The sequence below is a fragment of the Cupriavidus sp. FW305-F7 genome, from assembly GCF_058782875.1.
Window position 1 is genome coordinate 12,402 of record NZ_JBYSYC010000034.1, and the last position, 14,269, is coordinate 26,670.

Sequence of the window (14,269 nt, forward strand, 5' to 3'; positions counted from 1 at the left end):
CGATCCGTGCGGGGCCGTCCCAATTTGGGAAGGTCGGCGAACCGTGCGGGGCACCGTCCCAACTTGGGAAGGTCGGCGAACTGTGCGGGGCACCGTCCCAACTTGGGAAGGTCGGCGAGCCGTGGGGGGCACCGTCCCAATTTGGGAAGGTCGGCGAGCCGTGGGGGCACCGTCCCAACTTGGGAAGGTCGGTGAGCCGTGCGGACCGTCCCAACTTGGGAAGGTTGGCAAGCCGCGCCTGGCACTGTCCCAACTTGGGAAGGTCGGCGAGCCGTGCGGGGCATCGTCCCAACTTGGGAAGGCTGGCATCCGTGCGGGGCCGTCCCAATTTGGGAAGGTCGGTGAGCCATGCCGGGCACCGTCCCAACTTGGGAAGATCGGTGAGCCGTGCGGGGCACCGCCCCAACTTGGGAAGCTTGGCGAGCCGTGCGGGGCACCGTCCCAATTTGGGAAGGTCGGCGAGCCGTGCGGGGCACCGTCCCAATTTGGGAAGGTCGGCGAGCCGTGGGGGGCTCCGTCCCAACGTGGGAAGATCAATTGAACCGCGCCGGGCACCGTCCAAATTTGGGAAGGCTGGCGCGAGCCGTGCGGACCGTCCCAATTTGGGAAGATCGGTGAGCCGTGCGGGGCACCGTCCCAACTTGGAAAGGTTGGCGAACCGTGCGGGGCTCAGTCCCAACTTGGGAAGGTTGGCGAGCCGTGAGGGGCACCGTCCAAATTTGGGAAGGTCGGCGAACCGTGCGTGCGGGGCACCGTCCCAATTTGGGAAGGTCGGCGAGCTGTGCGGGGCACCGTCCCAACGTGGGAAGGTCGGCGAGCTGCGCGGGGCACCGTCCCAACTTGGGAAGGTCGGTGAGCCGTGCGGACCGTCCCAACTTGGGAAGGTTGGCGAGCCATGCGTGCGGGGCACCGTCCCAACTTGGGAAGATCATTGAGCCGCGCCTGGCACCGCCCCAAACTGGGAAGATCACCAAGACGTGCCAGGGACCGACCCAACTTCGGAAGGTCAGCGCGCGTGGCCCATGCTGAGCGTTGGGCAAAAAAAAGCCCGCTCGAAGCGGGCATGGTTACCTGAAGCTGTACTTACTTGGGCTGGTGGTGAAACGATTCGCTAATGAGCTGCCGGATTTGCGTCTCCAGGGCCTCGGACAGGACCCCAGCTCTGATTTTCACAGTGAAGCCGTTGACGTCCTTCGTAATGGAACCAGCCTGTTCCTTGCCGGAAAAAAACTTGTCAATGCTTCGCTCACTCGCGGAACTTGGCGCCGAAGCGCGCCGGGTTGCGAGTGCTTTGATAGCGCCAGCGACTTTACCTTGCTCCATCTTTCCCGATGCTACGAGCGGCCAAATCTCCTTCGCAGCATCGTTGCCGGCTTCTCCATACTTCCGAATCGTTGTGACAATGGCTTCGGCCGCGCTTCCGCCAAGCAGTCGCGGCTGAAGGTCGAGATCCTTCAACACGAAATCTGGCAACTGCGCGAAGCTAAGGAATCGATAGAGACCGCTCTTGGACAGGCCGAGCGCCTCCGCAAGTCGTACGCGGGACGGAAATTCCTTCTCTGTCCGCCGGACAGACAGCGCAATTTCATAGTCGGAAAGGTCGTCACGGCTGATATTCTCGACCATGGCGAGCACCGCCATATCAGCATCAGAACACTCCACGACGACGGCCTTGACGGTATCGAGCCCAAGCATTTTGTGGGCGCGCCAGCGGCGCTCCCCTGCCACAATCTGGTAGCCGGATTCAGCGCGGCGTACCACGATAGGCTGCATGAGCCCCACCTCACGAATGGACTCTGCAAGCTCTGACAGCTTGAGTTCATTGAACACGCGCCGAGGCTGCCATGGGTTCGGCACAATATCGGCAACAGCCAGTTGCGACGCGACGCCGGTTGCCTCCAACTCCTGGACACGGAGTTGCGCAACGGCAAGTGCCCCAGTGAGGCCAGGCGCGGTCTGGGTTCGGTCGCTACGCTTGACTTCGTCCTGATTAATTGCCGAGGTCTTGCGGATGCCCGCCGTCTTAGCCAGCAGCTGTTCTCGCATATTGCTCATTGCGCGCTCCTCCATTTTTCTGCGTAGATCTCATCCAACCACCGGCAATAGTCCATGATCGGCTGACGCACGCGGGTCAGCGACTTGGCCGCGCTATGTGTGCTACTCACGTCGAACACCGTCGAGAATGCCAGCGCCCCAGTGCTCATCACCGAACTCGCCGGCACTTCGATCGAATGCAGCCACTTCTCATAAGCGCTCTGCGCCCAGGCACGCACGATGGGTGCCGACGAGGTGCGCCCATAATCGACCTTGGAGAGCAACAACGAGACGAAGTCGTATTTCTTGTCGGCTTCATACTTGATGAAGCTTTTGGAGACGTCTGAAAACAAGCGCCAGAAAGACAGCGAGCTGATGAAGTCCAGGTTCTCAGGAACCATCGGCATGACCATCGCGTCTGCCGCAAGCAAGGCGTTCAGGTTCATGTAGGAAAGCGAGGGAGACGTATCCATGAGGATATAGTCATAGTGCTTGCGCAATGGCTCCAACCCTTCCCTCAGCACCGTCCAGAAGCGAAAGCCAGGCTTGATTTTCTGCATCGCGGGCAGATGGAACTCTGCCCCAATCAGTTCGGTGTGCGCTGGAATCAAGTCAAGGCCATCCCAATAGGTTGACTGGATGCTTCCCTGTAGTCCCCCTTCGATTTGCTGATCATAGATATAGGGCAAGACCGTGTCTTCCGGCGTGACATCCTTCTCGGCATACAAACCACACAGTTCCGAGAGCGAGGCCTGAGGATCCAGGTCGACAACCAGGACTTTTCGGCCACGCAATGTCAGCCCCTGAGCCAGACACATAGTCGTGGTAGTCTTGGCCGAGCCGCCCTTGAGCTGGGCGGTGATAATGATTTTTCCTTCAGGCTCTCTCGTGCCTGTGACGAGCGGCGTCTGATAAATGTCGGAGACCTTCTGCACCCAGATGCGTGCCTCCTCCAGCGTGAAGGTCCGGGTACGCCCAGTACCGGCGGCCTTTCCTGGCGGCAATTCTCCATCGCCCTTGGTCGCGAGGTACTGAACTTGCGAGTGGGAGATGTTGCATAGGTCTGCAATCTCCCCCGTCTTAAAAATCGGTGCGGTTTTTCGCGGCCGCGGTGCGAGAATCGTCTCGCGAAGTTCGTCCGTAAAAATGGTGACCCTTTCCGCGAACTGAGATATCTGCTCTAGCGGTACAGTTCGGTCGACTGCTGGAAGTTGGCTCGTTTTCACCATTCTGAGGTTTATCCGGAAAATTCGAGAAAGCTCAGAATACAGGAAATCCATGAGCAACGGCTCATAAATCGCTGATTTTGAATAAGAGTTTCTTTGAAAACAACGATTTTGCCTAAGCTTTAGGCAGTTTTGGGACGTCGTGGGGTTCACATGAGGTACCCGATAAGCGCTGGGAGATCCCTCGACTTATTGGCGGACCCAAAGCGTGACACAAATGACCTCACCTTCAATGGCTACATCGCCTTTCGGGCGCCGGCAAGGTGAGGTCATTTGTGCCGTTCGGCAAAACCGGAGAAGTGAACTCGCCGAAATCCGGCACAATGAAACTCACCTTCCTTCCCGTCCAGCCAAAGTCTTGCCCAGGGCTTGGTATGGGGGAGGGCACCTGCTCGGCGTTTCCGCACAATTGACCTCACCTTTACACGGCCCAGACAAAGAAGTCCGTCAGGCAAGAACAGTGATGGTGAGGTTATTTGTGCTGCTCTGCAGCATGGTCTAGTGCTGGAGCAGCATCTCGTCGCAATGACACCCCTTTTCAGGGCTGGGAGTCAGGGAGCGAGGGTGCACGTGCCAGCCGATGCACAATCAACCTCACCATCCTTTGAGCGGCCAGACCCTTTCATCGGACGGTGAGGTTCATTGTGCAAGGTTTAACCTCGGCAATCGCCAGCACAAAAAACCTCACCTTCATCTCATGCACAAAGAACCTCACCATGAGGCTGAGCGCGGGTCATTACAGGACTTCCAGCGATCCTCTTGCCAGCTCCGTAGCGTCGGACAGGTCCGTCGATCCTATTGCTTCGGCGCAATCCCGGTTAAATCACATCAATCGGGACGCAGAAATGGGTACGCACGTGTGCAGAACTCGAAGGGTCCCGACGCGCACCGTTCGCATCGTGACTGCCGGCGTTATGTTGGTTGGATGTTTTTGAAGTAAACCACCCAACTTACAAACAGAGAATTGCGAAATCCTTGTTGATCAAGGACTTAACCTTTCAAAGGTGAGGTTAGCTGTGTCAAAGGTGAGGTTCCGTGTGTTGCGAAGGTGCGGTTTACTGTGTGATCACGGTGAGGTCTATTCCCCGACAAGGTGAGGCTCATTGTGCAAACACCCCGAAGGTGAGATGTATTGTGCGTCACCTGTGGACAAGTCCGCTTTGCCCAGACTGGTCCTAGGCTTGAACGATTCGCGTGACGGAGATCGGTGAGGTTGGTTGTGCATCAGGTGAGATTCATTGTGCGCATTGACCCACGCTGACCCGACAGCCCGACGGATCAACATGAAGGTGAGGTTTGTTGTGTTGACAGGACCTCACCATCACATGCTAGAGTCGCCCGAGCAATAAAACGAGCGGGAAGACGCGTATGGAGACGGACAATCCGGTGGAGGTCAAAGCGAGGACGACGCCTCGCCAAATGGCGCTGGCATTGTTTGAGGACATGTTTGACCTCGGGATGCCCATCAACGAGGCCAACCGTGAAATCGGCTATCAGCGCAACAATTTCTTCACGGAAATTGTCAACATGGGATTGGCGGCACGACGGTTCCTGGATGCCGCGTATTTCATCGTGGCACAAGAGCCGGAGGTTCCTGACCAATACGATGTCGAGCTGAACTACTTTAAGTGGTTGATGCGCTATGACAGCCGGAACCTGAAGCACCTGCGTACTATCGCGGACGAGGCGCAGAACGCCAAGGTTCGCGTGACCAATACACCGTCAGACCGGGAGCCAGATGAGAACGATATCTGGGTCCAGGTCCAGTTGATCGGCATGGTGGCGATGCATCGCGGCCGCGTCCGGTTCGATGTGCATCACAGTTTGATCCCGCATATTCGAGATCCCCGCAAGTCTCATTGGCTCAGCCTTCGCATCTCAACGGCATTTACCCGCAGTCTCGCGCGTGCGATCTATGACAAGGTCTTGCCGAGTGTGCCCAACGGGCGTACGGACTGGATCAAACTTGATGAGATGCGGACCTGGCCGGGAAAGATGGGCGCGAATGCCAACATCTTCAAATACTTCAAGCGCGACTGGCTGGAGCCTGCGGTCCGCGAAATCAATGAGATCTCGGACATCGAGCTGTCCTACGAGACCAAGACCGAGTCCACTTCCTCGAAGAAGGTTGACCGGATTCGCTTTCTCCTCAAGCGTAAGGACACGGCCGACGCTGTCATGGCAAGCCTGTCCGATGCCAGCCAGATCTATAAGATTCTTAAGGAAGAGTTCAACCTCTCAACCCGGCAGTTTGGCGAGCTCTCCGAGAACCGCGAGACATGGAATGATGATCGCATCCTGCAGGCGATCGAGTACACGCGCTTCAAGCTCAATCGCGGTCAGGTCAAGAAGAGTCCCGCAGGCTATTTGATGAAGGCCTTGCGTGACAATTGGCGCATGTCAGAGGCTGAGCGCACGATGGTCCAGGTCCAGACCAAGCTGCTTGTCGAGGAAGAACAGAAGGACGCCGCGAAGATCGCCGTCAAGACCAGCGTGGAGCGCAGTGTTGCCTCGCGTGAAGACGAGACCCGCACTCGCATGAATGAAGAATCGCGGCAAGGGCGCGAACACTTCGGGGCAGCGGATACCAAAGCGCGAGGGGATTTTGTCCGGGCATGGTTGGCCTCGCGCGAGGGCAAGCTTGTGTTGAAGCGGATGAGGCTGGAGGCATCGTCCGTATCCGAAGACATCATCCTGGCGAATTCAGAGTTGGCATGGTACCTGGGCCAATTTGTGTTTGGGCGTATGGCCTCCTTGCGCGCCTGAAGGCTGCAGCTTTCCTGCCTGGCTGATCGTGTTAGCGCGCAAAACAACTATTGCGCGGCGCGATGTTCGATCTCCGCGAGGCTAGCAAGTGCATCCCGGCGCGCTGCCGTCGGGGATGCGGGCCGCGCCTCTCGCCTCTGGCGAGGCACAGCTATCTGGCGGGCTGTGGATCCGAAGTAAATTCGCGGGCTTCGGAGCGGGCTTGTCGTCCTGGGCCAGATCTCTCCGAGCTTGGACTCGGCTCGCCAAGCTCATGCGCCGTCGAGGCGGCCGGCCCAAAGCTTGCCAGAGACTTTCCCTCAGGCCATCGCCGCCGGCGGACGATTGGTGTGGGCGTAGCAGCATAGCTAATTTGTGGATTAGGGGTAAGGATTCGCGACATGGCAGACGCACTTTGCGCAGCCTTGGCCGATGCCACCTAGGGAGATATCGAGGTCGAACCGAGGTCCCCATTGAGGGCTGACGCTGCGCTTGCCAGTCCGCGGTTTCTGCCGAAGGGGGGAGGGCGGTCTTGCTGTTTCCTTCACCGTATCACGACGTTCTCGCCGTCAAGGGCTGCGTGCCTTAGGCGCTTGCGGCCGTGGCCGTCCTCGACCCTCTGACGGCTGGCGCTGCGCCGTGCTGGCGCCGGTTCCGGGCAATTCCGCCCGAGCAACCGGAACACGATCATGTCGCAACAGTCCCATTACTTCGCCGAGCGAGGCCTGCTCTGATCTCGGGGGCTTCGGCCCCTTTTTTGCTACGCAAGGTCTAATGCGCAGTTCGCCAGCGAGGCCGGCGATCGATGAGCTTGGGGCCCTCGGCAGCTGGCCGTAGTGCTCGGCACTATTCTCCGCGATGGCTGCGAACGGTGCCCGCCGTCTGCTCTCTACACCTTCACCGAAATCCGCAGCTTGGCTCGGCGTTGGCTCGGATGCTGCAGCATCCAGGGCTCTCGCCGACTTTGACGGGCCTCACTTCGGGCGTTTCCCCCCCGAAGGCTCAAATTGTTCAAGTCCCTTGTGTCTATCGATTTCACCACTCAGGCCTAGCGCCAAGCGCTGGACCTTACGATTTCCGTCTACCGGCGCCTAGTTGGCTCCTGACCGCTGGTCAAGCCATGAAGCCACTGCGTGGCTGCTCGCAAACCGTTGCCGCAATTGGCCTTTTGCCTTGGTGTTGTGAGAGAAAAAGCTTGACGAAACAGCATCACAATAACGCGGGCCGACCACGAATCACGCCGAATGAAGCACACGTCGCAAGCGGCTGCGGACAAAGGTCTGCTCGTCTCTTTGATATTGACTAAAACGTCAGGATGACGATAATGTCGTCAAAACATCGGGTGCCACCTATGGCGGCGCCCGGCCATTGGAGACGCCATGACCCGTCCGCCCCGCAGCGTGCTGCGCACGCCGCCGGCTTTCCCCGAAAGTGCGCTGCCTGCCTTCGTCCAGAAGCTCGACCGGCCCGAAGCCCTGGTCAAGGCCCAGGCGCTTGCCTTCCTGATGTTCGAGAAGCGCGACCTGCGCGCGACGCAGACCTTCCTGACGGATTTCGGCATGCATTGCGTGTCGCGCACCGGCAGCCGGCTGTTGATGCGCGGCGCCGGCCCCCAGCCGTGCCTGATGCTCGCGACGCCAGGGCAGCGCTCGCGTTATGTCGGCGCGGCCTTTTCGGTGCGCAGCGAGGCAGACCTGGACTACCTCGAGGCCAACGCGAATGCGCGCCGCCTCCAGGCAGACGAGATTCCGGGCGGCGGCGCCGGCGTCGAACTGACCGACCCCGCCGGGAACTTGCTGTGGCTGGTGACCGGCCAGCAGCCGGTCGACCCGCTGCCATTGCGGGACCCGCTGCATTCGCTCACCAACGACCCGGGACAGCTTCGGCGGGTGAATGCTACGGTCCGGCCGCCGCTGGAGCCCGCGGCCGTGGTCAAGCTCGGCCACGTCGTGCTCCAGACCGTCGACTTTCCCGGCATGGCGCGCTGGTATATGCGTCATCTCGGCCTGATCCCGACCGATGTCCAGTATCTGGAGGACGGGTCTCCCAATCTCTGCTTCTTCCGCCTGGACCTCGGCAGCACGCCCGCGGACCATCACGCCTTCGTGCTCGCCGGCGGCATCGAGGAGAAATACGAGCACAGCGCATACGAAGTGCTCGACCTCGACGCGCTCGGCCAGGGCAACAACGTGCTGCGCGCGAATGGCCACCGCCATATGTGGGGTATCGGGCGCCATGTGCTCGGCAGTCAGCTGTTCGATTACTGGTTCGATCCGGACGGCATGGAATTCGAGCACTACGCCGACGGTGATGTCTTCACCGCCGACCGGGAAACCCACTACGTGCCGCTGGAAATGTCCGGCATCTGGGCATGGGGCGACGACGTCCCCGCCGGCATGGGTGTCAAGCGCAATCTCGCCACGGTGTTCCGGGTTGCGCGGCTGCTGCGCGCCGGCCGGCTCTCGGCCGCGCGGCTGAAGCTGCTTGGCCGCGTGATGACCCAGGCGCGGCCCTGGCTCTGAGCCTGCGCATCCGCCCCTCTACGAACCCCCTCACGTCAAGGAAAGCAAATGTCCGTCAAAGTCGTCCGATATCTCCACGGCGGCGAACCCTGCTGGGGTGTGGTCCACGACCGCCGCATCGCGCCCCTGTCTTGCGGCTCTGCCAGCACCGCCGACTTCGTCACGAACGGCCTCGAAGCCGCGTGGCGCAGCACCCCCGGCCAGGCCACGCTGCCGCTCGACGCCGTCACGCTGCTGCCGCCGGTCACGTCTGACCGCCAGTTCCTGTGCCAGGGCATCAACTACGCCAGCCATGTGCGTGAGTCCGGCATGGACCCTGACAAGATCGGCTTCAACACCCTGTTCACCAAGGCCCCGTCCTGCCTTGCGCCCGCCGACGCCGACGTGGTGCGGCCGGCGCATGTGCATCTGCTCGACTACGAAATCGAGCTTGGTCTCGTGGTGCGCAAGCCGCTGAGCGAGGCGGTCCAGGTCGGGCCGGACCAGCTGCACGAGTACCTCGCTGGCGTGACCATCGTCAACGACATTTCGGCGCGCGACGTCCAGCTGCCGCAGGCCCAGTTCTACAAGGGCAAGAGCTACCGCAGCTTCGGCCCGGTCGGGCCTTTCCTGGTGCTGTTGGACAAGGAGGAATGGCGGCGCTGGCCCGCGTTCCGCATGCAGCTGCATGTCAACGGGCAGCCCCGCCAGGACGCCTATTGCGGCGACATGATTTTCAAGCCGCACCAGACGCTTACCGAGATGTCCGCGCTGCACGACCTGCAAGCCGGCGATCTGATCGCCACCGGCACGCCGGCCGGCTGTGCCGCCCGTGCGCCTGGCAAGCTGGCGATGTGGGTGTTCCGGCATTTGCTGTCCGAGAGTGCGAAGTGGCGCCTCTTCATCAAGAAGGGCTTGTCCAACCCGGCTTACCTGCGGCCGGGCGACATCATGACCGCTTCGATCCGCACCGACGACGGCGCCATCGACCTGGGCGAGCAGCGCAATCGGGTGGTGGCGGCATGAGCGACAGCTATATCGCCGCCATCGACGGCTTTGGCGATGCGTTCGCGTTGCGGCTGCGCCCGGCGCCCCGCCCGCGGCCGCGCCAGGGCGAGATCGTGGTGCAAGTTGAGGCCGCGGCGGTCAATCCCATCGATGTGCGCCGCCGCGGCGGCTACGGCAGCAGGCTTTTCTCTCTGATGGGCGCGGCGCGCATGCCTCTCATACTCGGTAACGATTTTGTCGGGACGGTTTGCGCGGTGGGCCAGGGTGTGACCGGGCTGCGCGAAGGCGATGCCGTGTTCGGCGCCAAGCCGCCATCGAGTGCGGGCACGCATGCCACCCATGTCGCCATGCGCGCCGAACACGCTCGCCTGATGCCGTCGTCCATCCCGGCCGCCGCCCTGGCGACGCTACCGTACAACTTCCTGACCGTGACGCGCGCGTTCGCCGACGCCGGGATCTGCCGCGAGACCGTGAACGGGCGTCCCGTGCTCGTGCACGGCGCGACCGGTGGCCTGGGCCAGATCGCGGTCTGGTTGCTGCGCAGGCTGGGAGCGAGTGTTACCGCTGTCGGCGGAGGTAAAGGACTCGTTGCCTGCCTGGCCGCTGGCGCTGACGTACTCGTCGATCGCCACCGCCAGTCGCTGGCGAGCCTGCCGCGGCATTTCGCCGCCACCCTGAATTTCGCCAACTGGGATGACGAAGCGGACCTGCTGCGCAGGCTGGCGCCCGACGCGGCCGGTCATGCGACCACGGTACATCCGCTGCTTGGCAACTTCGACCGGCTGGGACTGTTCAGAGGCGGGGTGGCCACGCTGGTTGGCAAGCGTGGCAAACGCGGGCTGATACCGAAGGGCGCGCGCTATGGGTGGACGACCTTCCGCCCGAACCCTTCGGCCCTGCAGGCACTGGCCGATTGCGCGGCGGCGCTGGCGCCCGCCGAGGTTAAGACTTTTGCGCTCAGCCAGGCCGGGCAGGCGTTCCTGCACGTCGGGCAAGGCCAACCCCGGCGGGCCGTCCTGCTGCCAGGGGAACTCTAGAAAAAGACAGCGCCACAACAAGGAGACAAGCATGCCCCATAACATAAACGACCGCGGGACGCGTACCGGCGGCATCCGGACCCAGGCCGATATCGACGAATTCGAACGCACACCCTGGCAGGAAAAACTGCCCGCGCAGAACACCTACGAACTGCTGTGCCGTGCCTGCGACAGTCATCCGGACAAGACCGCGTTGCGCTTCGTCATGACCGGGGAGGCTGACGCGCCAGACTTTGTCGTCGATTACGCAACCCTCAAGGCGCGCGTGACGCAAGCGGCCAACGCCTTTCACCGCGCCGGCATTACCACCGGCACGGCGGTGGCGTTGCTGCTGCCCAATCTGCCCCAGACCCATTACGCCTTGCTGGGCGCGCAGGCTGCCGGCATCGCCAGTCCCATCAACCCGATGCTGGAGGTCGACTATGTCGCCGCCATCGTCAATGAGACAGGCGCGCAAGCGCTGGTCGCCTGCGCCCCGGTCTCCGACAGCGCGCTGTGGGACAAAGCCGTCGCCGTGGCCGACCGTTGCCCATCGGTGCGGACCCTGTTCGTCGTCAGCGCTGCGCCGTATCTTCCTGCCGCGCAGCGTGCGCGGGTCGACGCGGCCTTCGACACGGCGTCAAGGCCATGCCGCGCGGACGTGAAGATGGTCGGCTTCGACCAGGCGCTGGCGGCCGAGCCGTCGGACACGCTGGTTTCGAAGCGCCGCATCCTGGCGACTGACCTCTGCTCGCATTTCCATACCGGCGGTACTACCGGCCTGCCCAAAGTCGCGACGCACACGCATCTCAATGAAGTCTTCGTCGCGTCGATGCTCAAGGCGCTGATCCCGTCGCCAAACACGATCCTGTGCGGCCTCCCACTGTTCCACGTGAACGGCGCGATGATCACCGGCCTTGCCGCATTCCATGGCGGCTGGGAGGTCGTGATGCTGACGCCCGCCGGCTATCGGGGCCAGGGCGTGATGCCGAACTTCTGGAAGCTGGTCGAACGGTTCCGCGCCACCAGCTTCAGCGGCGTGCCGACGATCTACGCCGCGCTGGCCGATCTGCCGCGGGAAGGCGCCGACATTGCGTCGTTGCGCTTCGCCTTTTGCGGCGCCGCGCCGCTGCCGGCCGAGGTCGCGCGGCGCTTCGAAGCCGCCGCTGGCATTCCGCTGTACGAGGGCTACGGTCTGACCGAAGGCGCGTGCGTCTCGGCCCTCAATCCGCCGCAGGGCGAACGTCGCCTCGGCACGGTCGGCCTGCGCCTGCCGCACCAGGCAATCGGCGCCTGGAAGGTCGACGGCTCCGGCCACGCCACCGAGCCTTGCGCGCCGGGCGAAACCGGCGTCATCGGCATCAACGGCCCCAATGTGTTTCCTGGCTATCTGCGCGAGCAAGACAATGGTGGCATCTGGCTCAAGCCGGGATGGCTCAATACCGGCGACCTCGGCCATCTCGATGCCGACGGCTATCTGCATCTGACCGGCCGTGCCAAGGAACTGATCATCCGCGGCGGCCACAACATCGATCCGGCGATGATCGAGGACGCGCTGCTGCAGCATCCGGCCGTGGCAATGGCGGCCGCGGTCGGCCAGCCGGATGCGCACAGCGGGGAGTTGCCAGTCGCCTACGTCACGCTCAAGCCAGGCTTCACCCCGGCTGCCGACGAATTGCTGGCGGCCGCGCGCAACCTCGTGCCGGAACGCGCTGCAGTGCCGGTGCGCATCGACATCCTGCAGGAGATGCCGCTGACTTCCGTCGGCAAGGTGGCCCGGGCGGAGCTGCGCATGCGCGCTGCCGGGCAAGTGTTCCGAGAGATCCTGGCGCAGGCCGGCACGGCCGCCAGCGTGCGCGTGGGGCCGGATATCCGGCGCGGCACCGTCGCCTTCGTCCAATGCCCCGCCCCGGACGTCGCGCGCGCGCAGGATCTGCTCGGACGGTTTCCGTTCCCGCTCGACTTCAACGGCCCGGTGTGAACGCGCCGAGTCCCCTCCCGTAGAGAAACCGCTCATGAATACCACATTGCCCGAGCAGGTCGACGTCTTGCTGGTGGGCCTAGGCCCGGTCGGCGCCACCGCGGCCAACCTGCTGGGACGCTACGGCGTCCGTACCCTGGCCATCGACAAGGCCGCTGATATTTTCACCGCGCCCCGGGCCATCGTGCTCGATAACGAAGCGCTGCGCATCTTGCAGATGGCAGGGCTCGAGGAAGGCGCGTTCGAAACGCTGGCCATTGCCAAGGTGCAGATGCATTCGCCGCTGTTCGGCAGATACGCGCGTGCCAACACAGCCGGCACCATGGACTGCCACCCGCGACTGGTCACGTTCTATCAGCCAGATCTCGAACGCGCCTTGCGCGCCCGCTTGAGCCGCTATCCCTGCGTGAGCATCGCGCTTGGCGCCGATCTCACCGGTTTTGACGACGACGGCGAAACGGTGCGCGCCACTGTGTGTCTTCCCGGCGGTGACACGGCCACCGTGCGCGCGCGCTATATCGTGGGCGCGGACGGCGCCAATTCTTTCGTGCGGCGCCACGCCGGCCTTGCCTTCGAAGGCAAGACCTTCACGCAGGACTGGCTGGTCGTCGACGCCCTGAACGTGCCCAACCCGATCGACCATGTCGAATTCCTGTGCGACCCGCGCCGGCCTACGCCGCACATGGTTGCCCCGGGCGGCAGGCAACGCTGGGAGTTCATGCTGCAGCCCGGCGAGACGCGTGAACAGATGGAATCGCCTGACAAGATCCGCGAGCTGCTCGCCCCCTGGTGCAAGCCGGAGGACATCACGATCGAGCGCACAGCGGTCTACCGGTTCCATGCGCGCATCGTCGATCGTTTCTCCAAGGGTAGGGCGTTCCTGGTGGGCGACGCCGCGCATATCACGCCGCCCTTCGTCGGCCAGGGGCTCGTCGCCGGGCTGCGCGACGTGGCCAACCTGTGCTGGAAGCTCGCTTGGGTCGTGCAGGGAAGGGCGACGCCCGCCATTCTTGAAACCTACGACACCGAGCGGCGCCCACACGCCCGCTCCATCATCAACCTGGCGCTCCTGATGGGCCGGCTGGTGATGCCGCGCAACCGGCTGGCGGCATTTGCCGTCCATGGCTCGATGGCGCTGATGCAGCGCATGCCCTGGGCTCGAGCCTTCTTCGAGGACCTGAAGATCAAGCCGCCGGCTCGTTTCAGGCGCGGCCTGTTCCAGCGCGGCAAGACGCGCGCGAGGCTGGTGCGCGGCGGTCTGCTGCCGCAAGCGCTTGTGCGCCGCGGGCCGGGGGCACCCATCGTACCGAGCGACGATGCGCTCGGGGCGCGGCTCGTGCTGGCGGGATTCGGCTGCGATCCCGCGCCGATGCTCGACCGTAGCCTCCTGGCGGCATGGCGGCAGGCAGGCGGCGCCATCATGCAGCTGCGCCATTGCGGACAAGGCGAGCATGGGCCGCAGCAGGCGCACGAGCGGCAGGACGGACATTCCTGGGAGGACATGTCGGACCAGCTTATCCCGGGGGCTGCACCCGTCGGCTGGATCGCGGTCGTGCGTCCCGACCGCACCGTGCTGCACGACGGCCCGCTCGAAGCCGTCGACGACATCGTCCGAGAGTCGCTGGCAATGCTGGGAGAGGGAAGCCCCTTGCCAGACGGCATGGCGCGTGCGTTGCGCGCCGCAGGCTGACATTGGTCTGACCTGATCGCTTTGGCGTGCGCCCCCGCGCGCCAGCGATGTGCTGGCGATGACGCCCC

At 63.0% G+C, this 14,269-nt stretch carries 8 protein-coding genes; 6 read left to right on the forward strand and 2 right to left on the reverse strand.

All coding sequences use genetic code 11. The features are described from left to right. Nucleotides 1-1,083 precede the first annotated feature (1,083 nt). Both AC3WL8_RS27070 and AC3WL8_RS27075 read right to left on the reverse strand, forming a co-directional pair. Nucleotides 1,084-2,055 carry a ParB/RepB/Spo0J family partition protein gene (locus AC3WL8_RS27070; RefSeq protein WP_035817758.1) on the reverse strand — a complete coding sequence of 324 codons (972 nt, stop codon included), beginning with the start codon at nt 2,053-2,055 and terminating at the stop codon, nt 1,084-1,086. After that, nucleotides 2,052-3,263: a ParA family protein gene (locus AC3WL8_RS27075; protein WP_013958495.1), complete on the reverse strand. Its 1,212-nt coding sequence runs from the start codon at nt 3,261-3,263 to the stop codon at nt 2,052-2,054. The genes AC3WL8_RS27070 and AC3WL8_RS27075 overlap by 4 nt, the downstream gene beginning before the upstream one ends. Before the next feature lie 1,365 nt (nt 3,264-4,628). Here AC3WL8_RS27075 and AC3WL8_RS27080 point away from each other — a divergent pair. From AC3WL8_RS27080 to AC3WL8_RS27105, 6 genes are all read left to right on the forward strand, one after another. After that, nucleotides 4,629-6,026 carry a replication initiation protein gene (locus AC3WL8_RS27080; protein WP_013959839.1) on the forward strand — a complete coding sequence of 466 codons (1,398 nt, stop codon included), beginning with the start codon at nt 4,629-4,631 and terminating at the stop codon, nt 6,024-6,026. Nucleotides 6,027-7,384: 1,358 nt separating this feature from the next. Beyond that, on the forward strand, nt 7,385-8,527 hold the full coding sequence (locus AC3WL8_RS27085; protein ID WP_013959838.1) for a VOC family protein: 1,143 nt from the start codon (nt 7,385-7,387) through the stop codon (nt 8,525-8,527). 48 nt (nt 8,528-8,575) lie between these two features. Then, nucleotides 8,576-9,532 (forward strand): fumarylacetoacetate hydrolase family protein, encoded by a 957-nt coding sequence (locus AC3WL8_RS27090; RefSeq protein WP_013959837.1) that lies wholly within the window; start codon nt 8,576-8,578, stop codon nt 9,530-9,532. Beyond that, a complete protein-coding gene (locus tag AC3WL8_RS27095; RefSeq protein WP_013959836.1) occupies nt 9,529-10,551 on the forward strand; it encodes an alcohol dehydrogenase catalytic domain-containing protein in 1,023 nt (340 codons plus the stop codon). The genes AC3WL8_RS27090 and AC3WL8_RS27095 overlap by 4 nt, the downstream gene beginning before the upstream one ends. Before the next feature lie 31 nt (nt 10,552-10,582). Beyond that, nucleotides 10,583-12,511 (forward strand): acyl-CoA synthetase, encoded by a 1,929-nt coding sequence (locus tag AC3WL8_RS27100; protein ID WP_013959835.1) that lies wholly within the window; start codon nt 10,583-10,585, stop codon nt 12,509-12,511. 34 nt (nt 12,512-12,545) lie between these two features. Further along, a complete protein-coding gene (locus AC3WL8_RS27105; protein WP_492379177.1) occupies nt 12,546-14,201 on the forward strand; it encodes a bifunctional 3-(3-hydroxy-phenyl)propionate/3-hydroxycinnamic acid hydroxylase in 1,656 nt (551 codons plus the stop codon). The last annotated feature ends 68 nt before the right edge of the window (nt 14,202-14,269 follow it).

Excerpts from the sequence above, each read along its gene's own strand:
- AC3WL8_RS27070 (WP_035817758.1), bottom strand. The coding sequence starts at position 2,055 with ATGAGCAATATGCGAGAACAGCTGCTGGCTAAGACGGCGGGCATCCGC.
- AC3WL8_RS27075 (WP_013958495.1), bottom strand. The coding sequence starts at position 3,263 with ATGGTGAAAACGAGCCAACTTCCAGCAGTCGACCGAACTGTACCGCTA.
- AC3WL8_RS27080 (WP_013959839.1), top strand. The coding sequence starts at position 4,629 with ATGGAGACGGACAATCCGGTGGAGGTCAAAGCGAGGACGACGCCTCGC.
- AC3WL8_RS27085 (WP_013959838.1), top strand. The coding sequence starts at position 7,385 with ATGACCCGTCCGCCCCGCAGCGTGCTGCGCACGCCGCCGGCTTTCCCC.
- AC3WL8_RS27090 (WP_013959837.1), top strand. The coding sequence starts at position 8,576 with ATGTCCGTCAAAGTCGTCCGATATCTCCACGGCGGCGAACCCTGCTGG.
- AC3WL8_RS27095 (WP_013959836.1), top strand. The coding sequence starts at position 9,529 with ATGAGCGACAGCTATATCGCCGCCATCGACGGCTTTGGCGATGCGTTC.
- AC3WL8_RS27100 (WP_013959835.1), top strand. The coding sequence starts at position 10,583 with ATGCCCCATAACATAAACGACCGCGGGACGCGTACCGGCGGCATCCGG.
- AC3WL8_RS27105 (WP_492379177.1), top strand. The coding sequence starts at position 12,546 with ATGAATACCACATTGCCCGAGCAGGTCGACGTCTTGCTGGTGGGCCTA.